The organism is Pedobacter sp. AC464 (assembly GCF_979253075.1).
Window position 1 is genome coordinate 1911339 of record NZ_CEEDBV010000002.1, and the last position, 26259, is coordinate 1937597.

21 protein-coding genes and 2 tRNA genes are annotated in these 26259 nt (G+C 38.2%); 13 read left to right on the plus strand and 10 right to left on the minus strand.

Annotated elements, in window-relative coordinates:
* The first annotated feature begins 47 nt into the window (after positions 1-47).
* Complete coding sequence (locus AC0IWT_RS19335) at positions 48-1247, plus strand: MFS transporter (RefSeq protein ID WP_471798411.1); 1200 nt, start codon at positions 48-50, stop codon at positions 1245-1247.
* Between the two features lie 6 nt (positions 1248-1253).
* On the opposite strand, the gene AC0IWT_RS19340 is transcribed toward AC0IWT_RS19335, so the two are convergent.
* The 5 genes from AC0IWT_RS19340 to AC0IWT_RS19360 all read right to left on the minus strand — a co-directional run bounded on the left by AC0IWT_RS19340 (position 1254) and on the right by AC0IWT_RS19360 (position 8653).
* Positions 1254-2060 carry a hypothetical protein gene (locus tag AC0IWT_RS19340; RefSeq protein ID WP_056871917.1) on the minus strand — a complete coding sequence of 269 codons (807 nt, stop codon included), beginning with the start codon at positions 2058-2060 and terminating at the stop codon, positions 1254-1256.
* A 142-nt stretch (positions 2061-2202) separates the two neighbouring features.
* The gene (locus AC0IWT_RS19345; protein WP_056871916.1) at positions 2203-5397 is read right to left on the minus strand and encodes an efflux RND transporter permease subunit; all 3195 of its coding nucleotides are present in this window, start codon (positions 5395-5397) and stop codon (positions 2203-2205) included.
* A gap of 84 nt (positions 5398-5481) precedes the next feature.
* The gene (locus AC0IWT_RS19350; protein WP_471798412.1) at positions 5482-6549 is read right to left on the minus strand and encodes an efflux RND transporter periplasmic adaptor subunit; all 1068 of its coding nucleotides are present in this window, start codon (positions 6547-6549) and stop codon (positions 5482-5484) included.
* Between the two features lie 2 nt (positions 6550-6551).
* Positions 6552-7892 (minus strand): TolC family protein, encoded by a 1341-nt coding sequence (locus AC0IWT_RS19355; RefSeq protein WP_471798413.1) that lies wholly within the window; start codon positions 7890-7892, stop codon positions 6552-6554.
* Positions 7893-8047: 155 nt separating this feature from the next.
* On the minus strand, positions 8048-8653 hold the full coding sequence (locus tag AC0IWT_RS19360; protein ID WP_056871913.1) for a TetR/AcrR family transcriptional regulator: 606 nt from the start codon (positions 8651-8653) through the stop codon (positions 8048-8050).
* A gap of 165 nt (positions 8654-8818) precedes the next feature.
* On the opposite strand from AC0IWT_RS19360, the gene AC0IWT_RS19365 reads away from it, so the two are divergent.
* The 3 genes from AC0IWT_RS19365 to AC0IWT_RS19375 all read left to right on the plus strand — a co-directional run bounded on the left by AC0IWT_RS19365 (position 8819) and on the right by AC0IWT_RS19375 (position 11147).
* Positions 8819-9256 carry a sterol desaturase family protein gene (locus tag AC0IWT_RS19365; RefSeq protein WP_471798414.1) on the plus strand — a complete coding sequence of 146 codons (438 nt, stop codon included), beginning with the start codon at positions 8819-8821 and terminating at the stop codon, positions 9254-9256.
* 210 nt (positions 9257-9466) lie between these two features.
* Entirely contained in the window at positions 9467-10483 is a 1017-nt protein-coding gene (gene murB / locus AC0IWT_RS19370) for a UDP-N-acetylmuramate dehydrogenase (protein ID WP_471798415.1), read from the plus strand.
* Between the two features lie 133 nt (positions 10484-10616).
* Complete coding sequence (locus AC0IWT_RS19375; protein ID WP_056871906.1) at positions 10617-11147, plus strand: RNA polymerase sigma factor; 531 nt, start codon at positions 10617-10619, stop codon at positions 11145-11147.
* A 424-nt stretch (positions 11148-11571) separates the two neighbouring features.
* Here the strand turns inward: AC0IWT_RS19375 and AC0IWT_RS19380 are convergent, their stop codons facing one another.
* The gene (locus tag AC0IWT_RS19380) at positions 11572-13053 is read right to left on the minus strand and encodes a phytoene desaturase family protein (RefSeq protein WP_471798416.1); all 1482 of its coding nucleotides are present in this window, start codon (positions 13051-13053) and stop codon (positions 11572-11574) included.
* Positions 13054-13289: 236 nt separating this feature from the next.
* Here AC0IWT_RS19380 and AC0IWT_RS19385 point away from each other — a divergent pair, with 236 nt between their 5' ends.
* From AC0IWT_RS19385 to AC0IWT_RS19395, 3 genes are all read left to right on the plus strand, one after another.
* Positions 13290-13820 (plus strand): hypothetical protein, encoded by a 531-nt coding sequence (locus tag AC0IWT_RS19385; RefSeq protein ID WP_157274948.1) that lies wholly within the window; start codon positions 13290-13292, stop codon positions 13818-13820.
* A 1-nt stretch (position 13821) separates the two neighbouring features.
* Entirely contained in the window at positions 13822-14538 is a 717-nt protein-coding gene (locus tag AC0IWT_RS19390; RefSeq protein ID WP_471798417.1) for a lycopene cyclase domain-containing protein, read from the plus strand.
* 155 nt (positions 14539-14693) lie between these two features.
* Positions 14694-14927, plus strand: coding sequence for a cytochrome b5 domain-containing protein (locus AC0IWT_RS19395; RefSeq protein WP_471798418.1), 234 nt, complete (start codon positions 14694-14696; stop codon positions 14925-14927).
* Between the two features lie 85 nt (positions 14928-15012).
* Here the strand turns inward: AC0IWT_RS19395 and AC0IWT_RS19400 are convergent, their stop codons facing one another.
* Positions 15013-15933: a PfkB family carbohydrate kinase gene (locus tag AC0IWT_RS19400; RefSeq protein WP_471798419.1), complete on the minus strand. Its 921-nt coding sequence runs from the start codon at positions 15931-15933 to the stop codon at positions 15013-15015.
* Between the two features lie 147 nt (positions 15934-16080).
* On the opposite strand from AC0IWT_RS19400, the gene AC0IWT_RS19405 reads away from it, so the two are divergent.
* The 3 genes from AC0IWT_RS19405 (at position 16081) to AC0IWT_RS19415 (ending at position 17580) form a co-directional block, all read left to right on the plus strand.
* A tRNA-Asn gene (locus AC0IWT_RS19405) sits at positions 16081-16154 on the plus strand.
* An 86-nt stretch (positions 16155-16240) separates the two neighbouring features.
* Positions 16241-16314: transfer RNA gene (locus tag AC0IWT_RS19410), tRNA-Asn, on the plus strand.
* A 372-nt stretch (positions 16315-16686) separates the two neighbouring features.
* Entirely contained in the window at positions 16687-17580 is an 894-nt protein-coding gene (locus AC0IWT_RS19415; RefSeq protein ID WP_471798420.1) for a winged helix-turn-helix domain-containing protein, read from the plus strand.
* Between the two features lie 15 nt (positions 17581-17595).
* Here the strand turns inward: AC0IWT_RS19415 and AC0IWT_RS19420 are convergent, their stop codons facing one another.
* The 3 genes from AC0IWT_RS19420 to AC0IWT_RS19430 form a co-directional block, all read right to left on the minus strand.
* A complete protein-coding gene (locus AC0IWT_RS19420; RefSeq protein ID WP_471798421.1) occupies positions 17596-18171 on the minus strand; it encodes a hypothetical protein in 576 nt (191 codons plus the stop codon).
* Between the two features lie 151 nt (positions 18172-18322).
* Positions 18323-19423 (minus strand): DNA polymerase IV, encoded by a 1101-nt coding sequence (gene dinB / locus AC0IWT_RS19425; protein ID WP_471798422.1) that lies wholly within the window; start codon positions 19421-19423, stop codon positions 18323-18325.
* A 198-nt stretch (positions 19424-19621) separates the two neighbouring features.
* Positions 19622-19981, minus strand: coding sequence for a response regulator (locus AC0IWT_RS19430; RefSeq protein ID WP_056871896.1), 360 nt, complete (start codon positions 19979-19981; stop codon positions 19622-19624).
* 262 nt (positions 19982-20243) lie between these two features.
* Between AC0IWT_RS19430 and AC0IWT_RS19435 the strand changes: the two genes are divergently transcribed.
* The 3 genes from AC0IWT_RS19435 to AC0IWT_RS19445 all read left to right on the plus strand — a co-directional run bounded on the left by AC0IWT_RS19435 (position 20244) and on the right by AC0IWT_RS19445 (position 26242).
* Positions 20244-21269, plus strand: coding sequence for a LacI family DNA-binding transcriptional regulator (locus tag AC0IWT_RS19435; RefSeq protein ID WP_471798423.1), 1026 nt, complete (start codon positions 20244-20246; stop codon positions 21267-21269).
* Between the two features lie 422 nt (positions 21270-21691).
* A complete protein-coding gene (locus AC0IWT_RS19440; protein WP_056871894.1) occupies positions 21692-24646 on the plus strand; it encodes a SusC/RagA family TonB-linked outer membrane protein in 2955 nt (984 codons plus the stop codon).
* Positions 24647-24658: 12 nt separating this feature from the next.
* Positions 24659-26242: a RagB/SusD family nutrient uptake outer membrane protein gene (locus AC0IWT_RS19445; protein WP_471798424.1), complete on the plus strand. Its 1584-nt coding sequence runs from the start codon at positions 24659-24661 to the stop codon at positions 26240-26242.
* Positions 26243-26259 lie beyond the last annotated feature (17 nt).

The following is a 26259-nucleotide window of genomic DNA, read 5'->3' on the forward strand; positions in this document are numbered from 1 at the left end:
GAATTAAAGACCTTTGCAACACCGCTTATTATCATAATTACAAAGTTTTGGAAGAGTCTACAACAAACCAGGAATCATCAAATCAAGCAGAGATTAAACCTGTTTTGCGAAGCTCTCCAAACCGCATCCGGCTGGCGGTTTCTTTGTTTTATTTTGGTCAGGGCATTGCTTTTGCCTCCTGGGCAAGCCGGATTCCAGAGATAAAACATAGTTTAAATCTGTCAGATGGTGAATTGGGTAGCATTCTGCTGGCGCTGCCACTTGGGCAATTAATCACCATGCCAGTTTCCGGGCGGCTTGTTACCAGATATGGAAGTAAGAAAATATTAACCATTACAGCACCACTTTATGTGCTAGCGCTTAGCAACTTGGGTTTGGCAACAGCACCATGGCATCTAGCTGTCTTTTTACTTATTTTCGGCATTGTAGGCAACATGTGTAATATTGCCGTAAATACCCAAGGCTCAGAAGCTGAAAAATTATTTGGGCGCCCAATTATGACCTCTTTTCACGGGGCCTGGAGCATCGCTGGTTTCACCGGGGCTTTAATAGGCCTGCTTATGATAAATCTCCACATTGTTCCCTATCACCATTTTTGGATAATTGTTGGGATAATTTTTATAAATATCTTTTTGAACTACAAGCACCTCGTGCCCGGAAAGGGTGCAAAAGCAGAAAGGAAGCCTAAACTATTTAGAATGCCCGAAGGTGCGCTATTGCAGTTGGGTATGATTGGTTTTTGTAGTATGGCCACAGAAGGGGCAATGTTCGATTGGAGCGGCGTGTATTTTAAGGATATCGTAAAAGCGCCATCATCTTTAATCATACTGGGTTACGCATCATTTATGGTAATGATGGCGACCGGACGTTTCGTGGGCGATAAAATTATTGCAAGGCTCGGACGCAAAAAAACGATACAAATTAGTGGGTTAATTATTTCCAGTGGTATGTTTTTATCCGTTTTCTTTCCCTACGTTTTAACAGCCACTTTCGGTTTTATGCTTGTTGGAGTAGGTGTTTCTAGCATCGTACCAACAGTTTATAGTGTTGCCGGTAAAAACGGAAAGGTGGCGCCAGGCATGGCAATTGCAATGGTTTCCAGTGTAAGCTACCTCGGGTTTTTAATGGGGCCGCCGCTTATTGGCTATATTTCTGCGCTATCAAGCCTTCGCTATTCATATGCTGTTATCGGTTGCTTTGGTCTGTTCGTAAGTTTCCTTGTCACGAAAATCAGGGCCATCGCGTAAGGGCTTTTATCCGGGTTTCTTTATCAGGTTGTGTTCCTGCAAAGCAGCTATTGCAATTTCTATTAATCGTAAATTCTCTTCCTGATGACCATGTTGCACCTCAACATTAATGTAGGGGATGTTATTCTGCATTGCATAAACGGACAATGATCCATCATTTTCAACAAATTTCGATTGAAGCATTACATTAACATTGGCTTTCTTTAAACTATTGAAGAGTTTCAAATCAGTAACGTACAGCATATCGTCTGCATCCATTTCGAAATTTATGTAAACGGAATCTGCAGCACTTGCAAGGTCGTAACCCGGCAAATAAGAGGCGATTCCAAAACCACCGTCTGCGTTGTTGTGCAGGGTTAAAATGTAACCTAAAGATTTTGGGTTATAAAAATCGATGATTTGTTTACCGGCGGCATTTAAAGTTTTTTCGACTTCGTTAGAGCTAAATTCATCTTTTTTAAGCCTGGTGTTAATACCTCTTTCCGTGTAAATGGCGTTTGGGTCTATGCGGTAAACATCATCCATGTAGCTAAAATTATAGTCGCGAACACCTCCGTATTGGCTGTCAACAAGTTCACCTCCGCTCCAGCGAATATAATCGAAACCCGCTTTAACACCTGTATCTTCGTTATCGTGTACCACCAGAAATCTTATTCCGTTAGGTTTATAACTGTATTTAACAAGGCTAATGTTTAAATCGTATATTGTAATAAAGGAAGAATCTGATGTCATTGCATCAAAAACGGGAGGATGCTGGGCATGTGTAACGAAAACGATGAGTGCCAGAATTATTTGAGGGATAATTTTAAACATACAATCTAATATACAAGGAATCGGTGTTATTTGTTTCGGCTCCTATATTTTATTCTATTTTTTGACTTAAAAACTGAGTCAAATAAAAAGAGCTGCCTTTTTGGGAAGGCAGCTCTTGGTTGATTGTTAATCTGGATGTATATTAATGCGTTGCGTCCACGTCGTATTCCAAAACGTCTTTGTGATCGTACGGCTCTTCGAGCAGTTCATCAATGGTTTTACCTTTTTTGTTAAGGCCAAGTTTATCCAACATTCTATCGAAAATTAAGTAAACAACAGGCACTACAATAAGGGTTAAAAATAATGAACTGGTTAAACCACCAACAATAACCCAGGCCAAACCATTTTTCCATTCGGCACCTGCACCACTCGCCAAAGCAATTGGAAGCATACCGAACACCATGGCAATGGTGGTCATTAAAATTGGCCTCAAACGGGCATGGTTAGCCAAAACGAGCGCTTCTTTGGTTTCTTTACCTTCGGCCTTTAAATGGTTGGTAAAATCGACAAGGATAATTGCATTTTTCGCTACTAATCCCATCAACATAATTAAACCTAATATGGTAAAAATACCGATTGAATTATTGGTTAAAGCCAAGGCAAGGAGCGCCCCGATTAAAGCTAGCGGTAGTGAAAACATTACAACCAGTGGATAGATAAAGCTATCGTACAGTGCTACCATGATTAAATAAACCAATATAATCGCTGCAAGCAATGCAATCCCTAAGGTACCAAAACCTTCCGATTGATTCTCCTGATCGCCGGCCCAAACATAACTAACGCCAACCGGAGCCTTCAATTTACCATTTTTTTGATATTCCTCTAACTTCGCCTGGAAATCTGTAACAACAGTTCCTGTTGGTCTGCCGATAGATTGCGCTTTTACCGAAACCGAAGTAGATTTATTTAAACGTTCCAGCTGACTTGGGCCTGAACCTTCGGTGATGGTTGCAAATTGCGATAACTTAATTGGCGCACCAGCTGTGTTAATGAAAATCAGGTTTCGAACGTCGTCGATATTCTTTCTGTTAAAAGTCTGATATTGAATATTGATATCATACTCGTACTCGCCTTTTCTGTACTTGCCATCGGTGTTTCCGGCAAATGCAGTTTGCATGGTAGAACCTACGGTTGATAACGTTAAACCAACTGCAGCCATTTTATCCCTGTCTACCTGAACATTAATTTCCGGCGTTCCTTTTTCTACTGATAATTTAATCTCTGTAGCACCCGGAATTGTAGCCAGTAATTTTTGTGCACCTTCTGCATATTTCAAAGCGCTATCTAAATCTGAACCCATAACCACAAGTTGGATAGGCGCATTTTCTGCAATACCCAAAATACTAATTGGCACTGTTTTAACTTTGGCTCCAACTAGCTCTTTTGCTAAAGCACGACTCATTTTCGTCGCAAAAACATCAGATGAAACACCTTCACGTTTTTCACGCTCAACTAACCTTACATTTATTTCTGACTTGTATGCTGTTGCCTGGGTACCACCAAAATCGCCGGTAGATTGACCAACGGTCGTGATTAACTGCGTAATTTCTGGTTGCTTACTCAAAAACGCTTCCGCTCTTTGTGTTAAGAAGTTGGTTTGCTCAAGTGATGCATCTTTTGGAAGCTCTAACTGCACAAGGAATTCTCCTTTATCCGATTTCGGGAAGAACTCCGAACCGATAAAACCTGCACCTAACAAACCGCATGAACCTAAAAACATTACAAATACAATGATTAGCGTTAAGGCTTTGTGGTTAAGCGACCAGTTCAAAATGCCTGTAATCCACATGGTGAATTTCTTTAACTGTTTCTCAAACCAAAGGATGAAACGGCCAAATACATTTTTACCTGTTATGTGCTCTAGTTTACCAAACCTCGAGAATAAAAGCGGAACAATTGTAAACGATGCAAGCAATGAAAGTAATGTTGCAATAATTACAACCACACAAAACTGGCGCAAAATATTCGAAACTAAACCTGTACTCACCGCAATCGGGAAGAACACAACCACAATTACAAACGTTATGGATACAACCGTAAAGCCAATCTCACGGGTCGCATCAGACGCTGCCCTGACCTTATTTTTGCCCATTTCCATGTGCCGCTGGATGTTTTCCAATACCACGATAGCATCATCCACAAGGATACCGACCACAAGTGACAGACCAAGCAGCGACATTAAGTTTAAGGTAAAACCAAATAAGCTAATACCAATAAATGTTGCAATTAACGATGCAGGAATGGAAACCATTACAATTAGCGCATTACGCAAACTGTGCAGGAAGAAAAGCATTACAAACGCTACTAAAACAACCGCAAGAATTAAATCGTGTATTACCGCATCAGCCGATTCTAAAGTAAAAATCGAACTATCGTTCACAATCTTAATATCAAGTTTATTCGCTTTGTATTCCGAATTTAATTTGTCGATAATGGCATGTACGCCTTTACTCACCTCTACCGCATTCGCATCACTTTGTTTAATAATTTGGATTGCAATCGAAGCCTGGCGATTTACGCGGGCTAATTTTTCTGTTTCTTTTTGCGCATCCTGAACATCGGCAACATCACCCAAACGAATTTGAGCACCATCTTTAGAAGTTGTTAGCACAAGATTTCTTAACTCCTCGATGCTTTTATATTTACCCGACAAACGGATAAGGACATCCTGATTCAGGGTTTTAACACTTCCCGTAGGGAAATCAAGATTAGAGCTCAAAATCATTTGCTGCACCTGAGGCACAGCAAGATTATAACCCTGCAATTTATCAGCATCTAAAGAAACCTGAATTTCCCGTTCAGAACCACCAACTAAGTTAACTTGTGCAATACCGCTAACCCTGGAAACCACGGGAGCGATACGTTTATCGATTAAATCGTAAAAGGTAACGTCGTCCATGTTTGCCGAAGCAGTCATGGTAATAACTGGTAAATCATCTAGCGAGAATTTACTTAATGATGGCGTTTTCACATCTTCAGGCAAATCGGCAAGTATTGCATTTACTTTACGTTGCGCATCATTTAATGAAATATCGATGTTTGCTTTATCGGTTAAGGTGATGGTTACAGTAGATAAACTCTCAAACGAAACGGAGTTTATTTTCTTAATGTTTTCCATCGATGATACCGCATCTTCGATTTTTTTGGTAACCGTATTTTCTACCTCCGCAGGCGATGCGCCGGGGTAAATAGTAGAAATAGATACTACGTTGTTTGAGAATTTTGGAAGTAATTCATAACCCAACGAAAAGTAACTTAATAGCCCAAGTAGTGTAAGTGCGGTAAAAACCACAATTACCAGCGAGGGCCTTTTTATAGATATGTCTGTTATCTTCATTTTAATTTTTTATTGCGACTGGAAAATATTGTCCTTTCAACAGGCTCAGGCTTACAATCTGCAAACTGAGTTTTGTAAACTGAATTATTTAACGATGCTAACCGCAGTTCCTTCAGCAAGGTTAATCTGTCCGCTGGTAATTACTGTTTCGCCTTCTTTCAACCCATCAAGGATTTCTACATTATCGCCCAGAATACGACCGGTAACAACATTACGCACTTTCGAGGTGTTGTTCGATTTATCAAGCACGAAGACCTGGTTGCTGCTCACACTACCCACAAATGATGTACGTGGAATTAAAATGCTCGGCGCCTGTTTCGGGAAGTTAAATACTGCCGTTCCGTACATACCTGCTCTCAAACTGTTTTTAGTGTTGTTGCTAACCTCAATTTCAATAGGGAAGTTTAAGGTTGCATCGGCCTTTGCGGCAATGAATGTCACTTTTCCAGAGAACTTTTCGTTAGGAAAAACTGTCGATTTGATAGCGATGTTATCGCCGATTTTTAAACTTGCCACCTGCGATTCGTTAACGTTTACTTTTAGTTTCAATTTCGAAACATCAACCAGTTCAAATAATTGAGTTCCCTGTGCGGTAACAAAAGCACCAACTTCAATATATCTTTTGTTAACAATACCATTTATTGGCGATTTGATGTTCGCATCACTCAATTTACGCTGAGATGCCTGCAAGCGCAATTTCGCATTTCTTGTTGCCAGTTTAGCCTGGTCTAACTGTTGTTGAGTTACGCCACCTGTTTCGTAAGAACTTTGGTATCTGGCTTCGTCTCTTTTTGCGTTTTCGAAAGTTGCCTGGGCAGTTTCTCTATCTGTATTGATAATTTCCGCATCAATGCGGGCCAAAACCTGGCCTTTGCTCACGCGGGAACCTTCATCAACATAAATTGCCGTTACACGACCAGCATTTTCTGATAAGAAGTTTAATTCTTGTTTTGGAACAAAATTTCCGTTCGCAACAAAATCTAAATCCACAACCTTTTTTTCAACTGAAGCAACACGAACGGCAACAGCCCCGCCACCTTTAGCAATGAAAGCAGTTTTTTCTTCGTTCTTCTTTTTATTGTTGCTTAAAACATAAGCTATTGCACCAAGGGCAACAACAACTACGATAATTATGGTAATTACTCTTTTCATTTCTATTGTACTAGCGATTTAATATTTCCGTTTGATTTTATTAATTGTATTTCGGCAACCTTGTAGTTAAGTAAAGCTTGCGTATAACTGTTCTGCGCACTGGTTAACGAGTTTTCTGTTTCAAGTAAATCCGTTAAGGAGGCTAAGCCGTTGTTGTAATTATTTTGTGTGCTCTTGTAAATTTCCTGTGCCAGTTCGGCATTTTTACGTTGCGAATTGATGGTGTTCAGGTTGTTGCGCAACTGTATTTTAGCATTTTCATAAGCCAGGTTTAGCGAGTTTGTAGATTCTTTCCTGTCCTCTTTAGCTTTAAGTATATCCACGTTTGCCTGGCGAACCTTCGACCGGGTTAAAAAGCCATTAAAAATTGGAACCCTTAATGTTACACCAATTGCTGATGCACCATAACCAATCGCTGCGGCATTTGAGCTTAAGAAATCGAAACCATCACTCTGGCTGGAGTAGGTGTAATTTCCTGTTAAGGCCAATGTTGGGTAATATTCGGCAACATAAGCTTTTCGCTGGAGCGATAAAAGTTTATCCTGATTATTTAAAAGCTTAACCTCTGTTCTGTTTGCTAAATCAACGGAATCTGCAAACTGAGGTAAAACAGTCACTTCTGTCAACTCTGTTGCCGGTAAAGTAATTTGATTTGAAACCGGCATACCCATAGAAAACTTCAATTGGTTTTCAAGCTGGGTGATTGCGTTGATGGTTTGATCCCGTTGTGTATTTAAATTAGTCAGGTTAACATTAATCCTGTCAACGTCAATTTTACGGGCTAAGCCGTTCTTATATTGGTTGCCAACAATTTTCTCAACTACTTTAACATTTTTGATGTTCGTATCAATTACGTTTAGCTGTTGTCTGTTAACCAAAACCTGGTAGTAATTATTTGCAACAAGTTCAATTATCTGTTCTTCAGTTAATTGAGAAGTTAAGTTGTAATATTCCTCACTGGATTTTGCCGCTTGTAAGCCAGTAAAAACCTGCTGATTAAACAGTTGCTGCGAAAGCTGAACGCCGGCCGATGAATTCCAGTTCTGACCCAGTTTAATGGCCTGTGTTTGTCCACCGAAGTTAGCGACCAATTGCCCGATAATGGGATTGTATGTTAAGCCCGCGTTGCCAGTAAGCTGTGGCAATGCCTGCGCACGAACTTCCTGTACTTTGTATCTTCCCCGTTCAATGTCTAATTTAGATTTACGAACATTGGTGTTGTTTTGGAGCGCATAAGTAAGCGCATCCTTTAAGGTAACCTGCTGCTGTGCAGTTACCAGTTGAGGTAAAGCCATGCCGATTATCAGGATGAGCATTAATTTTACCAGTTTTACTCTAAGCATAATATGTTGTTTTTGTTTTTGGGTTCTTTGTTTTTGTAGTGTTAAGCCTCTATTAAGTATCAGATTTTTGTACGTTGGAAGGTATCAGTGCTTATTATCTTGTAATTTTAAAATTCAAATGCTGATAATGCGCTTAATTTTATTCCTTACGTTTCTCAGCACTTAAGGCCTTTTGTAAAAATTGTTGAAAGGTCTTTTTGCTTTTGTGTCATTTTATTAACGGCCTTTTTATCCGGTAGCAAGTCTTTTCCTAATTCCATAATGCACATATTTGTCAATCCCATAAGGCTCTCCAGGTATAGCTCTGCTACGTGGGCCATGCTCTCATGTTTAATTTCTCCTTTTTCCTGTGCCCTTTCAAAAATCTGTGCGTAAAAGCGCTTTTCAGCGTCTTTCAAGGTTGTAAGTTTCGTTTTCATGGCTGCATCGTTAAAAATATCGGGCAAACCTTCTGATATTCTCAACATGAAATATTTCATAAAAAACGAGTTGCGAATGTCGATAGTTTGAAATAAAGTATTTTCTAAAGTCGCGTCGGGATTATACTTTTTCTTTAACGAATCGAAATAATCAGTAAAAACTTTCTCTATTACACCTACTATTAGGCTTCTCTTATCAGGGAAATAATAATAAAGAGAGGGTTTTGAAACGGATAAATCTTCAGCAATATCATTCATTGTTGTTTTACCAATCCCGAAATGAATAAAGCGTTTTATAGCACCTTCAATAATCTGTTCTCGCTTTTTATCGGCTACAATCATTTTACTTTTCTACTTTCTGACTTTTTTAATATTTTAGTCAAAAATAGATCTTAAATTTCAAATGTTAATCAATCGATTAAAAAATAATTACATCGTTACATTTTAATGACATTCAATTCCTTCCGGATTGGTTTATATATATTTACAAACTAAAATCCACATATTTTGTCAGTATTGTTGTCCGTTTTAACCGTGTTGCTTACCATATTTTTTATGGAATGCCTATCGTGGTTTATTCACAAATATTTATTCCATGGTCCGCTCTGGTTTATGCACAAAAGCCACCATGAACAATCGAAATCGTTTTTTGAATGGAATGACTTGTTTGCAATTATATTTGCCGGAATATCTTTGTTCTTGATGTTTATAGATGGCAAAAATTTTGGTGTTAAGTTTTTCATTGGTGTTGGCATCACTTCTTATGGTATAATTTATTTTGTAGTTCACGATTGGTTTGTTCACCGCAGGTTTAAAACTTTTAAAAGTAACAACAGCTACCTTCAGGCAGTTCGTAAGGCACATAAAATCCATCATAAAAATATGGGCAAGCGAAATGGAAAAGCGTTTGGGCTGCTGTTTGTTAGGAAAAAGATAATACAGTGAATTGCTGAAGAAATGGAATTCAATATTCCAATAACTTAATCAAAAGGATTATTCCAAGAACCTTTAAATCGGTTATATCTCTCTGGCGTTAACCTCACTTTACGCCGCTTTTGCTGGCCTTTTCACGATATGCTGTCTAATAAAATGAAATCCATTCAAATAAAAACATACTAAATTTTATTTTACTTTTGTGCACAACACAAAATTACCATGCTGCAAATTCAGGAAAACGTTTCGCTTAAAACCTTTAATACTTTTGGAATTGATGTAAAAGCTGCTTTTTTTGCTGAAATATTTGATGAGGAAGATTTAAGAACGTTATTCAAAAACGAATTATCAAAAGCAAATAAGCTGCTCATAATTGGCGGTGGCAGCAATGTTCTATTTACTCAAGATTATGATGGCCTTGTTATCAAAATCAGCATTCAGGGCATTGCATCGAAGGTTGATGGCGATACCGTTAAAGTTACGGCAGGAGCAGGCGTTGTTTGGAATGATTTTGTTACCTACTGCGTTGAAAATAATTATGCCGGTGTCGAAAACCTCACATTAATTCCGGGTACTGTTGGTGCATCACCTATACAAAATATTGGCGCTTACGGTGTAGAATTAAAAGATGTGTTTGAAAGCTGCACGGCTTTTGAAATTAAAACGGCCGAAATTAAAACTTTTAGCTACGCTGATTGCCACTTTGGTTACAGAGAGAGCATCTTTAAGGGCGAATTGAAAGGGCAGTTTATTATTACCTCCGTTACCTTCGCTTTAAAAACTGAAGCCAGATTAAACACTTCCTATGGCGCAATTGAAGCGGAACTGCAAAAACGAGGTATTGAAAGTCCGGGAATTGCCGATGTATCTGCTGCGGTTGCACACATTCGCGTAAGCAAATTGCCCGACCCATCTACGATAGGTAACGCCGGTAGCTTTTTCAAAAACCCCGTAATCGAAAAATTTGAGTTTGCAGATGTTGTTGCAAAACACCCTGATGTGGTACATTACCCAACAGCTGATGGTAAAATAAAACTGGCGGCTGGCTGGCTGATAGAACAATGTGGCTGGAAAGGAAAAATTCAAGGCAATACCGGTACATGGAAAAATCAGGCTTTGGTGCTCGTAAATCATGGAAACGCTTCTGGCAAAGAGGTGTTTGACTTTTCTGCCCAAATCATAGACAGTATAAAGTCTACTTTTGGAGTCACTTTAGAACGTGAAGTAAATATCATGTGACCAAAAACCTCACTGAATCGAAGTTTTGAGTTTCGATAGCGTGCCAGAAATTTTTGGTACTAAGTTTGTTTAGGTTAAGACAGAACAGAATACAATTCATTTGTTTTTTAAATCTTACCTAAAGCTACACATCATGACAAAATTTGAATTCAACCATCTAGTTAACCACCACTCTGTATCACTAAGATCATATGCTCTAAATTTTACAAAAGATGCTGAAGATGCAAATGATCTTGTTCAGGATACAATGTTGAAAGCAATAACTTATTACAACAAGTTTAAAGAAGGTACAAACTTAAAAGGTTGGTTATTCACAATCATGAAAAACACTTTCATTAATAACTACCGTCGCTTAGTAAAAACAAATACATTAATAACACAAAGCGAAGACATTTCTTCTGCAAATCTTTCTTACAGCGCAACTAAAAATCAAGCTGAAAGCAAATTTGTCTTAGGAGATATCGATAAAGCATTGGCTCAGTTACCTGAAGAATATTATGTGCCTTTTATCCGTTACTTCGAAGGTTACAAATACCATGAAATAGCCGATATGTTAAACATTCCTATTGGAACCGTTAAAACTCGCATCCACGTAGCGAGAGGAATACTAAAAAAATATTTAAAAACTTATTCAAAAGATATTGCAATAGCTGAAATGGCTTAAGCAATTTCTTTCAAAAATTCAAGGTCTGGAGCATATCCAGGCCTTTTTGTTTTTACGTATGTTAGATAATGCCGTCATTAATAGGTTTGAGAATGTGAATGGATGCAGCTCGGAGATTAATTCTGGAAATTTGTGTACCCGAACCAAATCTTATTTATCGGTTCGGAAAATATCGTGGAAGATATCCCGGCAGTAAGTTTAAAAGCTTAGCAACCCAAAATGTTGTAAAAGCAAAAGGCCTGGAATAAATCCGGGCCTTTTTGCTTATCATATATTTGGTTAGTTGATTCTTATGTTTTATTTCAACAATATTCCTTCTCTCTAATTTCGAAACAAATGCAAACCCCGAACAATTATGCGTTTTGAGGATATTTCACAGTGTTTTTGTTTTGTGGTTATAAAGATAAGGGAAATTTTAAGTTTGTCAAGCTTTTTTTAACTTTTTTTTTATTTCTTTTGCTACCACTTGTCCTGATATGATTGCAGGAGGCACTCCAGGGCCGGGAACGGTTAATTGGCCGGTATATAAAAAATTTGTTACGTTACTTTTCATACTTGGTTTAAGGAAAGCGGTCTGTTTCAAAGTGTTTGCTAACCCATATGCGTTTCCCTTAAAGGCATGGTAGTCTTCAACAAAGTCTTCCATTGCATAGCTTCGTTTAAATAAAATGCTTTCGCGTATGTCGTTACCAGTTAAATCTTTAAATCGCTTTACTAGCAAGCTGAAATATTCTTCTCTTTTTATTTCGCTATCCTGTAAACCCGGTGCAATTGGAATAAGAAAGAACAGATTCTCACAGCCATCCGGGGCAACACTATCATCCGTTACGGAAGGACAACAAGCATAGAACAGTGGTTTGCTTGGCCATTTTGCGTTGGTGTAAATTTCTTCGGCATGCTCATCAAAACTTTCGTCGAAGAAAAGGTTATGGTGCAGAATATTAGTTAATTTTTTATTTAAGCCGATGTAGAAAAGTAAACAAGACGGGGCCATGGTTCGGCTGTTCCAGTATTTTTCATCATATTTCCGGTGCGGCTTACTTAAAAGCTCCTGTTCAATGTGGTGGTAATCTGCATTGCCAACAATAAAATCAGTTTTAAAGTTGCCTTTATTCGTAACAATTTCTTCAGCAACATTACCTTTCACTTCGATTTTTGTTACCTCAGTATCAAAGTGAAACCTAACACCTTGCGTTTCGGCAATGTTTTGCATCGCCGCAACAATTTTGTGCATGCCACCAATTGGATACCACGTTCCTAAAACCAAGTCGGCATAGTTCATTAAACTATACAGTGCTGGTGTATTTTGTGGGGTGGCACCTAAAAACAATACAGGAAATTCCAACAACTTTCTAAGTTTTTCATTTTTAAAAAGATTATGGACGTGTTTTCGCATATTTCCAAGAAGCTGAAGCTTTATACCGCTTGCGGCTAAACGCGGGTCGAAGTATTCCATTACGCTATGCGATGGTTTGAACACATACTCGTTCATACCAACATCATATTTATATTTAGCCTGGGCTAGAAAAGATTCCAGGTTTGTGCTACTGCCCGGTTCCAGTTCTTCGAAAAGTTTATATAAATCTTCGAGTGTGGAAGGAACATCTAAGGTTTCATTCCCGGCAAAATAAATTCTGTATGAAGGACTTAGCCTTTTAAGCTGATAAAAATCTGCAGTGGTTTTTCCGAAAAGATTGTAATAGTTTTCGAAAACGTCGGGCATCCAGTACCAACTGGGTCCCATATCGAAAGTAAAACCATCTTTTTCCCATATCCTTGCCCGGCCACCGGCCATTTCATTCTTTTCTAAAACAATAACGTCGAAACCATCTTTTGCCAGCAATGCTGCCGCAGATAAGCCTGCAAAACCAGCTCCAATAATGGTTACTATAGGTTTTTTATCCATTGCATAAAGAAAGCGATTTTTCAGCTATTTGTTTTAAAGAAATTTTTTACCCTGCAACTTTTCTAAAGCGGGCCTTTTTCGTTTAGTTGTGTCAAGTATTTAACATCTGCACTAATTCTGCGTTTCAGCCTTGATTTTAACTTCAGTGTTGTGCTTGTAGCAAATTGCAGCGCTTCCAAAAGCAAAAATGCTTTGCCGACAAAACCAAATTCGTTTTATTACCTTTGCTTAAACACATGAATAAACTACCTATTTTACTCTTTTTGCTTTTTGCATTTACGAATGTTTGCAGGGCGCAGCTTTCGCCGAAAGAAATTGCAAGGCTAAAAACCGATTTAGTTAAGGCGGTAGACAATGCTAAGCTTACAGATTCTTTAGCCAGCAAGCTGGAAAAGCTGCAAAACAAGACGGCGCTCGTAACGGCTTACACCGGTACATTGGAGGCTTTAAGAGCCAAACATACCTGGAATCCCTACAATAAAATTAAGTATGTAAAAGTGTCGATGAGAACAATGCAAAAAGCCATCGATTTAGATAAAGAGAATATGGAAATTCGTTTTATGCGGTTTTCCATCCAGCATTTTACGCCTTCCTTTTTAGGTTTTAGTAAAGATTTGGTTGTTGATAGAAAAGAAATCGTAAAGCACTATCAAAACAACAATTTTGGCATTGCTGATAAAGAATTAATTAAAAACGTAGCTAAGTTTATGATTGATAGCAAGCGTTGCACCGATCAGGAGCTTAAAATTTTAAAGAAGTTTAGTTAAGATGAATTACACGTACTTACTCATAAACATTGGGGTAATATTATTTCCTTTAATTTTATCTTTTGATAAGAAGGTATATTTTTTCAGCAAGTGGAAATACGTGTTGCCTGCAATAGCAATAACGGGTGCCTTTTTTTTAATATGGGATTTACTTTTTGTAAAGCTTAACGTTTGGTCGTTTAATTCGAATTATATAGTCGGCATTAAGCTTCTCGGGCTTCCACTTGAGGAGATTCTATTCTTTTTGACAGTGCCTTATGCCTGCATATTTATATATGAATGCCTTAATGCCTATTTTCCGAAAAATGATTTGCAGAAGTACAGCTTTTCGCTTAGCAACCTCCTCCTCGGGCTTTGTATTGCAATCTTATTTTTTGGTTACAGCAGGTGGTATACGCTTATTAATTTTGGTTTTCTTTTTGTTGTACTGGCGTATGTAGAGTATGCTAATGTGGAGTTCCGGTTTATGTATAAGTTTTACAGAGCTTATCTGGTGGCCTTAATTCCATTTTATATTGTAAATGGTTTTTTAACGGCCATCCCGGTTGTAATGTATAACAACAACGAAAATTTGGGCTTCCGGGTGGGCACTATTCCGGTAGAAGACCATTTTTATTTAATGGGGCTTTTGCTGATGAACATTTACCTTTACGAGTTCTTTAAAGGCAGAAGCCAGGCCATTTCAAATAAACAGATTGAAAAAGGAACTAGTCTTTAGGCCCTTAGCAACCGCAAAAATGTAAAGTTAACTGGCCAATTAGCCCCGATTGCAGCGGCACGAATCCCGATTTTTCATCGGGAGAAGTACAGCGAAAGGCGGGAACAATGGTTCGAAATTGCAGATAAAATGCGCTTCCGGAAAAAAAAATATAAATGGATTTACCAGCTTTTACCAAACAACAGCTCGCTCTAAGAAACGGACAAGATAAGCCGCAAATTTGGGTGGCATATAAAGGTTTGATTTACGATATGACTGATAGTCGCCTGTGGAGAAATGGAAAGCACTACGAGCACTGGGCAGGGCAAGACTTAACTGATGAGTTGCCAGATGCGCCACATACAGAAGCCGTATTTGAGAAATTTGTGGCGATAGGGAAGGTTATTTAATGTAAAAAGCTGCAGATGCACTTTATATCAGTGTACACCTGCAGCTTATTATTGCGATTTGGCCTATCCTTTACTAAACTGTTTATCAGGCGTCAATTGTAAAAGCACTTAAGTTAACAAACTCCTGAATCCTTGCTGCAACTTCCTCGTCCGTTAGGTTTAACAGTTTTTCTGTTCCAAATTTCTCAACACAAAACGACGCCAGTGCCGAGCCGTAAATTATTGCATTTTTCATATTGTTAAAATTGACGGTACCCACCTTTGCCAGATAGCCAATAAAACCGCCCGCGAATGTGTCGCCTGCGCCGGTTGGATCGAAAACCTCGGCAAGTGGTAACGCTGGGGCAGAGAAAATCTGATCTTCGTGGAAAAGCAATGCGCCATGTTCGCCTTTTTTAATAATTAAATATTTTGGGCCCATGGTAAGGATTTTCTTTGCCGCTTTTACCAACGAATACTCTCCGGAAAGTTGGCGGGCCTCTGCATCATTAATGGTCAATACATCAACCATTTTAATGGTTTCCAGCAAATCATCCATCATAATGTCCATCCAAAAATTCATGGTGTCCATTACAATTAATTTCGGCCGGTTTTTAAGTCGTTTTATTACTGTTTGCTGAACTTGTGGTGTTAAATTTCCGAGCATTAAGTAATCACAATCCTGATAGCTTTCCGGAATAATCGGATCGAAATTTTCCAGAACGTTTAGCTCAGTAACTAAAGTATCGCGACTGTTCATATCGTTGTGGTATTTGCCCGACCAAAAGAAAGATTTTTCGCCTGCTTTAATTTGTAAGCCTTCTGTATCGATTCCATGTTCGGTAAACGTATCAATATCTGATTTATGAAAATCATCGCCCACAACAGCAACGATTTTTGCTTCGTTATAGAAGTAAGATGCAGCTAAACTGGCGTAAGTTGCAGCACCACCAACAATTTTATCAGTTTTTCCGAATGGCGTTTCAATAGCATCAAAAGCTACAGTACCTATGATTATCAGGCTCATATATTTTAAATTGAATTTTTTTAAAAATTTTTCACTGCAAATATTGCATAAATAATTTAAAAGCCCTAATATTGCATTCCCAAAACGAACAAGGGTATATGTGCTGCAAAGCGCAGAAAGCCTCGTTTTAAGGGAAACAACCAGCACTCCTTCTTAGCTCAGCTGGTTAGAGCATCTGACTGTTAATCAGAGGGTCGCTGGTTCGAGCCCAGCAGAGGGAGCAAAGATCCTCACAGCAATGTGGGGATTTTTTATGATATAATTGCCAGATGATTTTGGCACGTTTTATAGAAAGTAGTAATAATATTCCTTCTTAGCTCAGCTGGTTAGAGCATCTGACTGTTAATCAGAGGGTCGCTGGTTCGAGCCCAGCAGAGGGAGCTCACAATTGCTGAGTTAGCCCCACTCCGTCCGAGTGGGGCTTTTTATTTGCATATAGGAATTCTCCTACCCATTTAAATAGTTTCTCAATTACTGCAAATTAGTTTCTCCTCATTAGGCGCTTGCTAGCGCACGCCTGTGGCGTGTGAAATGGCGTAGAATAATAAATGAGTTTTAGAAATTAAATACGATGACGATTTAGAACTTGCACACTCGACACGCGTGCGCCAACGATGGGTTTTAACCGCGACTAAAAATTTGAATTATTGCTGATTTGCGGATTGCGTACGAACTTATTCACCAACAGGCACTTACTTATAGTGATTATTGTAAATAAAATTGTAAACTTTGTCAAATCAAAATCAAAAGTAAATGGAAAGGCTAAAACATCTGTTAAATGCGAACCCGAAATCTTTATTAGCGGTAGCGCTTTTTATTTTGCTTGGATTATGTTCTGCCTTTAGCTTTACAGAGCACGATGATTTTGATTCGGCCAGGGAAGGAATAATGCTTCGGGCAATCGGTCACAAAATCCTTTTACAGTCTGGCGACAGCACTTCCCGGGTGCTCCCGGTAACAAAAATAGCCGAAAATAGTTATCAGATAAGATTTGAAAGAGCATTTACTTTCCATCCAGATTCTGTTGTCAAAATTGTTAGCCAGGCGTTGGCCGAAAATAAATCTGCAAGTGATTATGTTGTGAATGTTTTAGATTGCACGGGCAAGGAGGTCATATTTGGCTATTCTATATCTGAAGGCGGCAAAAGTAATTTAGTGCCCTGTTCGGGCAGAAAACGAGAGGTAAATTGCTACCGCATTAATTTGATTTTCAAAAATAATGGTATAACCAATGCTCAGAAAGGATACCTGATAGGGGGCTTACCACTTTTGGCATTTATTGGGTTAATGATTTCCAAGTCTTTCAATATTCGAAAAAGAGTGAAGCAAGTTAATGCGCATGAAGACACTATTTTTACGATTGGGAGCTTAACTTTCGATGCTAAAAAGCGCCAGCTTAGTGCTGGTGAGAAAGTAACCGAGCTCACCGCCAAGGAGAATAAGTTATTGTTAATTTTCGCTAAATCGTTAAACTTAATTATTGAGCGGAGCAGGCTGCAAAAAGAAATTTGGGAAGATGAGGGCGTAATTGTTGGGCGGAGTCTGGATGTATTTATCTCTAAGTTGCGTAGAAAACTGGAACAAGACCCCACAACACAGCTAACTAATATCCATGGCAAGGGCTATAGGCTGCAAACGGCTGTTTAGGTTTTGCTAAATTAATTAATAATCTGAATGTACCGCTGTAAATTTGGAAAGCCCGACGGTGAGGTAACTTAAATATTCAAGAGATATAATTAACGCCCCTGAAAGATAAGGCTCAAAGCTTTTGGGTTTTAAAATGCTTAGAATATTTCTTTTATAAAAGTAATGGTCTTCGCAAAATAGATTGAAAAGGTCAAATCTTTTTTCGAGATCGTTCATGGCTAAAATAAATGCCGCGGTTTCGCCTGTTGGAATAAAACCATTGCACTTACTGTCTTTTACTCCTCCAAACTCGGTAAAATTTTTATCGAAATTTTCATTTTTGATGAGGAAAACGTCCAACATTTCTGGCCTGACATGTGGTGCCAAGGCCAATAGTAAAACAATTCTTTCAGGAATAGAAGTTTGGTCCCTTTTAATTACTTCTGCATAAAAGGATTCGTCTAAAGTCATATCAGGCGCTTCGATATCATAAATACTTTTGTATTTAGTTTGCTGGCCAAAATGAAGTTTCAGACTTGTGTCTATCACTTCAGCAAGCCAGTCTAACTCCTGGGTTATCGCCTGCGCATTTTTTTTTATGATCCCCTTCATCGAAGATTGTTTTAGTTCTTACAAGTTAAGTTAGCTAATTTTTCGGAATTAATTTTTTTTATTTGTCTGATATTGAACTAATTATTTGCTCTGAAAGTTAAATTGTGCAAAGCTCTTTGTTGCGGTCATTTTCAACGTTTTGTGAAACTGGCTAAAAGTCAAATTCCAGCTGCGTATCGTCTGGTTTTTCGTGTGCAACATCATCATAAAAGCGAGATAAGGTTATGCCAAGAAGCCTTACTTTTGTAAACCCGATATCTGCTTCAGCCAGTAGCTTTATCGCTTCGGTATAAATTGTTTCTGCTTTGCTAATTGGGTTCGAAAATGATTTGCTGCGGGTAATTTGCTTAAAATTTTCGAATTTTATTTTAAGGGTTACCGTTTTACCTTTTAACTGATATTTTTCCAGCCGGTTGGCAACAGTTACACTAATTTGTTGCAACAAGGCATGCATTACAGCATCCTCATTGGTATCTTCTTTCATGGTGTCTTCTGCGCCAACCGACTTCGTTTCACGATTGGATTGGACCGCTCGTTCATCAATTCCTCTTACAACCCGATAGTAAAATTTGCCTGTTTTTCCGAATTGGGCAATAAGTTGTTGCTCCGTAAGTTTTTTCAAATCAGCGCCGGTATTAATTTGCATTGCCTTCATTCTGGCGGCGGTAACCTTGCCTACGCCGAAAAATTTCTCAACGGGCAATTTTTCCATAAAGCTTTCTATTTTCGACGGACCGATGAAAGTCAAGCCATCGGGCTTGTTCATGTCAGAAGCAATTTTTGCGATGAATTTATTTACAGAAACGCCCGCCGATGCGGTTAAGTTCAGTTCGCTTTTTATTGCGTCTTTGATAGACTGCGCAATATCAATGGCCGAACCAATGCCCAGCTTATCTTCGGTAACGTCCAGATAGGCTTCATCTAAAGAAAGTGGTTCTATGATATCAGTATATCTGCTAAAAATTTCTCTGATTGATTTTGAAACAGAGCTGTAGGCATCAAATCTTGGATATACAAATATCGCTGTAGGGCAGAGTTGATAAGCTTTACTGCAAGACATTGCGGAACGGATGCCGTATTGCCGGGCTTCGTAGCTTGCCGTCGCAACAACGCCACGACTATCCGGTTTGCCGCCAACAACTAGCGGTTTGCCACGGTATTCGGGAAAATCACGCTGCTCAACAGATGCATAAAAGGCATCCATATCAACATGAATAATTTTTCTAACTATCGTCGGATTTTCTTCAGACATTGTATACGCCGAAGTTCGGAATTATTATTCTGAATTTGGAACTGCATTTTTACTTTAGAAAATAAAGAAGGTTGCCCGATGGCTATATCAGGAGTTTAGTTAACCTGGTTTCGAGTTGACAGCTTAATTAAGCGGGAAAAGTAACACTTTTCTTCTCTGGTAGAGGATACTAACGATTATTATAAAGAGCGTTTAAATTTAATTAAGCAAATGGGTTACTTTATTTAACAACGAATCCATTTCAAAAGGTTTTTCCATAAAGTCGTTTGCACCGGCATCCAAGGCCGATTGTCTTATATCACGGCTTGCCGAAATCATTAATATTGGAATTTCTTTAAATTCCGGGTCATTCTTGAGTTGTTTACAAATGTCCCGTCCATCATGTCCGCTCATCCAAATATCTAATAAAATAAGGTCTGGTCTTTTCTTCACTGCATCAATAACTGCTCCGCCATCATAAGTAAAATCTACCTCATATCCCATAACCTGTAGTATCATCGTAACCGCATCAACTATACCCTCATCATCATCTGCAATTAGTATTCTTTTATTTTCCATTCATTTATTCTTCATAACGTTGTTGCGGGTAATTACAATTATTACGCTAACAATTCGGTACTGTATTAATGCTTTATGCAGGTATTTTGTTTTTATAAATATAGATTATTTTTATCCTTGCCAGCATAAACAGGCGAACAATGTTTTTTCGCTAAATGCATTTATGTTTTTGGTATAGGTTATTTATTGTGCATAAGTGTATTTAGTACTTTAATATTTTATATTTACAGCGTTATTTTTTAATATCAGCTTTTAAAGCCAAATGGATAGTATTAATATAAAGAAATTAGCTGAAGCCTTAAATTTATCTACTTCTACAATTTCTCGTGCATTTAGAGACAATAGCGACATAAATGCGGCTACCAAAGCGCTTATTTTGGCGAAAGCAAGAGAACTAAATTATCAACCCAATCATTACGCGAGTAATTTAAGAGAACAAAAAAGCAAAACCATTGCGGTAATTGTTCCCGAACTTGCAAATAATTACTTCTCGCAAGCAATACACGGTATTGAACGTGTTGCCCGTGAAAACGGTTATCATATTTTAATTTACGTAACCGACGATGATTACAAAAAGGAGGTTAATTTTATTCGCCATTTGCACAATGGCCGTGCCGATGGAATAATAATGTCTGTTTCTGGCGAAGCAAATGATCATAATTACCTTAACAAATTCGGAACCAATCGTTTACCACTTGTTTTTTTTGATAGGATTTATGAAGATATTGAAACGCCGAGGGTAATTACAAACGATTATAACAGCAGTTTTTTAGCAACAGAACATTTAATTGAGCAAGGCTGCAAACGTATCGGTTACCTGGTTGTAAATAAAAGCTTATCTATTGGTAAAACGCGTATGCAAGGGTATATAGACGCACTTGCGAAACACAATCTTGTATTTGATGAGCAGCTGATTGTAGATTGTAGTAACAGTTACGAAGAAAATAGTGTAATCATAAAAAATGCTCTAACGGATTTAAAGCCGGATGGGCTTTTTACATCGGTTGAGCGTTTGGCCTTCGCGACCTATTATGCCTGCTACGATTTAAGTATCTCTATCCCAAAGGATATAAAAATTATTAGTTTTTCAAGTCTTGAAATAGCGCCTTTGTTAAACCCCTCTTTAACTACAATTACGCAGCCTGCTACCGAAATAGGTACCGAAGCAGCAAAAATGCTGTTTAAAATTCTCGATTCGAATGTAGATAAAAACCTGGCATCCGAGGTGGTTTTACAGTCGAAAATCATCATGCGAAATTCGACCTCAAACGCCCCAAAAAACAATTAAAAATAGCGTCATTTTCTGAGGCTTTTCTAATCAAAAAAAATCAACACTTAGTGTATTTTAGGCAGAATTAAGGCCGCTCTTCGGGAACGTTCCCGAAAAATCACATCATTTTTAGCCGAAATCGTCGGGAACGTTCCCGAAAATACATGCAAAAATCACTTAGTGTAAAAATTACACTTTATTTTAAACTTTTAATATTTTAAACAATTGATTATAAGTACATTATATTTAATAGACTTAATTTTTGTCAAAAATAATAATCCAAAAAAATAGAATTTTTTGATGATGGCAAATTCCAAAATTGCGGCTTGAAATATATTTTCTAAATAAATTTTGAATTATCATTATGTGCTGTAAATTAGGCCTATGTGTAAATCACTATAATATTTAACCAAATTTTTATACTTAAACGAGCTTCGAATATGAAAGTATTTTACCTGTTAAAACAGGGGCTTTTGGTGCTGTTAGTTTTTTCAGCATTAATCGTAAAAGCACAAACCGGGTCTGTATCCGGTAGGGTGCTTGATGAAACCGGCCAACCACTGCCTGGCGCTTCCATTTATGTAAAAGGAACAACCAGAAGTACATCTACCGATGGAAACGGTAATTTTAAACTGGCGGGTTTAACGAATGGTTCCCTAACCATATCTGCAAGTTTTATCGGTTACCAAACTTTAGATAAAACTGTGAATGTTACCGCTAATGCAACCGAAAATTTTCAACTGGTTCCTGATGCGCAAAAATTGAATGAAGTTGTAGTTATCGGTTACGGTACTGCCGAAAAGAAAAACCTGACCGGTTCAATTACCACGGTTGGATCTAAAGACTTCCAAAAGGGTACAATTACGACACCAGAACAGTTAATACAAGGTAAAGTTGCAGGTGTTAACATTATTAACGGTAGTGGTGCCCCTGGTGGTGGTAGCCAAATCCGTATTCGTGGTGGTGCTTCATTAAATGCAAGTAACGATCCTTTAATTGTGGTGGATGGTGTTCCTTTTAGTGGTAACGGCATTGGAAATGCTCCAAGTCCGTTGTCGTTAATTAACCCTAACGATATTGAAACTTTTACCGTGTTGAAAGATGCGAACGCAACTGCAATTTATGGTTCAAGAGCCTCTAACGGTGTTATTCTAATCACGACTAAAAAAGGCGGTTCCGGCGCACCGGTAATTAACTTTACAACAAATAATTCAATTGCAACTGTAGCTAAAAAAGTTGCCATGCTTTCTGGTGATGAAGTTCGTGCATACGTTAATGCAAACGGTTCGGCAGCTCAAAAAGCGTTATTAGGTACGGAGAACACAGATTGGCAAGATGTAATTTATCGTACAGCTTTTACTACTGATAACACCCTTAGTATTTCAGGTTCATTTAAAGGTTTGCCTTACCGCGTTTCTGCAGGTTATCTGGATCAGCAAGGTGTTGTAATCAAAAGTGATTTGAAAAGAGCTACCGGTGCACTTACACTTTCACCAAGATTGTTTACCGACCACCTGAAAATTGATTTGACGGTTAAAGGTTCACTAACAGAATCTCAATATCCAAATGATGGTGCAATTGGTTCAGCACTTCAATTCGATCCGACTAAACCTGTTTACGCGGCCAATCAGTTTGGTGGTTATTACGAATGGATTAACGGAACGGTTCCAAATCCAAACGCTCCACGAAACCCGTTAGCACTAATTGAGTTACAAAATAACCATGGTAACGCAGCAAGAAGTTTTGGTAACGCAAGATTTGATTACTCGTTCCACTTTTTACCAGAATTACATGCAAACTTAAATTTGGGTTACGATGTATCTAAAGGTTATGGTTCTACATCAGTTCCTGTTTTTGCAGCTCAAAGCGCATCAACAAGCGGTTCTTATTCAAGCAGAAAAAACTTAGAACATGATAAATTTTCAGAGTTCTACTTAAACTATGCTAAAACTGTAGAAAGTATTAAAAGTAGATTTGATGTAACGGCAGGTTATGGTTACTATGATATTGCCCAAACAAACTTCAATTTTAACACTTATAAAGGAACTGGAGAGTTATTAACTACACCGGTTTTCCCATTCTCGATAGAGCAAAATAAATTACTTTCTTACTACGGTAGGTTCACTTATACATTTGCTGATAAATATATCCTTAATGGTACCATGCGTGCTGATGCTTCTTCTAAGTTTTCTGAGCAAAATCGTTGGGGATACTTTCCATCAGTTGGTTTTACCTGGAGAATTATTGGTGAGGACTTCCTGAAAGATAGCAAAGTAGTTTCTGATATGAAATTACGACTAAGCTACGGTGAAACCGGTAATAAAGACGGAATAGGAAACTACGAATACTTATCGAGATATTACGCAAATAGCAACAACGGACAGTACCAGGTTGGTAACACCTTTTACAACTATTACAGCGCAGCTGGTTACGACCCTGATTTGAAATGGGAAACTACAACAACATATAATGCAGGTTTAGATTATGGTTTCTTAAAAGGTAGATTATACGGAAGTTTAGATGTTTACTACAAGAAAACAAAAGACTTGTTAAGTGTGGTAAATATTCCGGTTGGTATCAATTTTACAAACTTATTAACTACTAACGTTGGTAATATGGATGTTAGAGGTGCTGAAGCAAGCTTAAACTTTGTTGCTATCCAAAAAGAGAATATTACATGGGATTTTGGTTTCAATGCAGCTTACAACAAACGCAAAATTACCAACTTAACTTTAAATCCTGATCCAGGTTCTAAAGTGAGTGCAGGTGACATTACAGGTGGAACCGGGGTTACATTAAAGTACCATGCAGTTAATCAGGTGCCTCAATCATTCTTTGTTTATAAACAGGTTTACAATGCAGCAGGTGCACCGCTTGAAGGTGTTTACGCAGATTTAAACGGCGATGGCGTTATTAATACAAGCGACCAATATTTCTTTAAATCACCTGATCCAAACTTTACTTTTGGTTTCAATACCTCATTCACTTACAAAAAATGGACTGCAAGCACTGTTTTGAGAGCAAATATCGGTAACTATATTTACGATAATATATCTTCGAACTTTGGTATTAGAAACAACGTATTGAGTACGCAAGGTATTCTAAATAATTCTAGTGTAGACATCTACAACACAGGCTTTCAGGCTAACCAGTTCTTAAGTGATTATTACATCAAAAACGCTTCGTTTTTAAAGATGGATAATGTTGGCCTTGCCTATAATGTTGGTAAACTTTCTCCTAACGGAAATACAACACTCCGCATTTCAGCAAACTGCCAAAACGTATTTGTCGTATCTAAGTACAAAGGTGTTGATCCTGAGTCGATTTCGGGTATAGATTATAACCTGTATCCTCGTCCGAGAACTTTCACTTTAGGCTTAAATGTTGGTTTTTAATTAATTATGAAAATGAAAAATTCATTTAAAACAATATTAGCATCTGGTTTGATTATTCTTGCTTTGGCTTCTTGTAAACAAAGCGACTTAAATTTAAAACCAACGAATGATGCAACTGCAGATGTGGTTTATGCAACCCCTGCAGGTTACAAAAATAGTTTAGTTAAGCTTTACGCTACTTATGCGTTAACCAGTCCGGGCGGTTCTGATAATAGTGATGTAGGTGGTTTAAACTCAGGCTTTGCAGATTTTTTAAGGTTATTCTGGACTTCGCAAGAGCTTACAACAGATGAGGCGATTTGTGCCTGGGGCGATACCGGTATTCCAGAACTTGATTACTCTACACCGAGTGTAGATAATCAGTTTCTAAGAGGTTTGTACTCTAGAAGTATTTTGCAAATTACGTTCGTAAACGAATTTCTTCGCGAAAGTACAGCAGAGAAATTAGCAACCCGTGGTATTACTGGTGCAGATGCTACCAATATACAACGTTATCGTGCTGAAGCCCGTTTCCTGCGTGCTTATCAGTATTGGGTATTGATGGATGCCTTTGGTAATCCGCCTTTTGTAACAGAAGCCAATGAGATTGGTAAAGTTGCCCCACTACAAATCACCAGAGCTGCCTTATTTACTTATATAGAGTCTGAATTGAAGGCAATCGAAACCGATTTGGCTGAGCCGCGTACTAATGAGTATGGTCGTGCAGATAAAGGTGCAGATTGGGCTTTGCTTGCCAGAATTTACTTAAATGCGAACGTTTACACAGGTACTGCAAAATATACCGAAGCAATTACCTATTCGTCTAAAGTAATAAATGCAGGCTATGCTTTAAAAGCTAACTACATGGATTTGTTTAGAACTGATAACAATGTAAATAACCTTGAAACCATCTTATCTATAAACTACGATGGTATTAACGGAACAAATTATGGCGGTACAACCTTCTTAATTAACGCTGGTATTAATGGCGATATGAATCCTGGAACATATGGTGTTCCAAATGGTGGTTGGGGTGGTAACAGAACGCGTGCGAACTTGCCTGCCTTGTTTCCAGATCCAAATGGAACACTTGATAAACGTGGTGCTTTCTTCGGTGCCAAAACAGGAATCGACGATATAGGTGTGTTTACTGACGGCTTACGCGTTACTAAATTTAAAAATATTAGTTCTACAGGCGTTACGCCTCCATCATTAAACGGTACATTCAGTTCATTGGATTTTCCAATTTTCCGTTTAGCTGAGCAGTATTTAATTTATGGCGAAGCGGTAATGCGTGGCGGAACAGGCGGCAGTACAGCACAAGCCTTAACTTATGTAAATCTTTTGCGTGCACGTGCTTATGGCAATGCAAGCGGAAATGTTTCTGTATTATCTACTGATTTCTTCCTGGATGAACGTGGTCGTGAGTTGTATTGGGAAGGCCATCGCAGAACTGACTTGGTTCGTTACGGTAAATACACTGATGGTAGCTACTTATGGCAGTACAAAGGTGGCGTAAAAGCTGGTACAGCTTTACCTGCGTTCCGCAACTTATATCCGCTTCCAACAGCAGATTTAATTGCAAATCCAAACTTGAAACAAAATCCAGGCTATTAATCTTAATTTTAGATAAG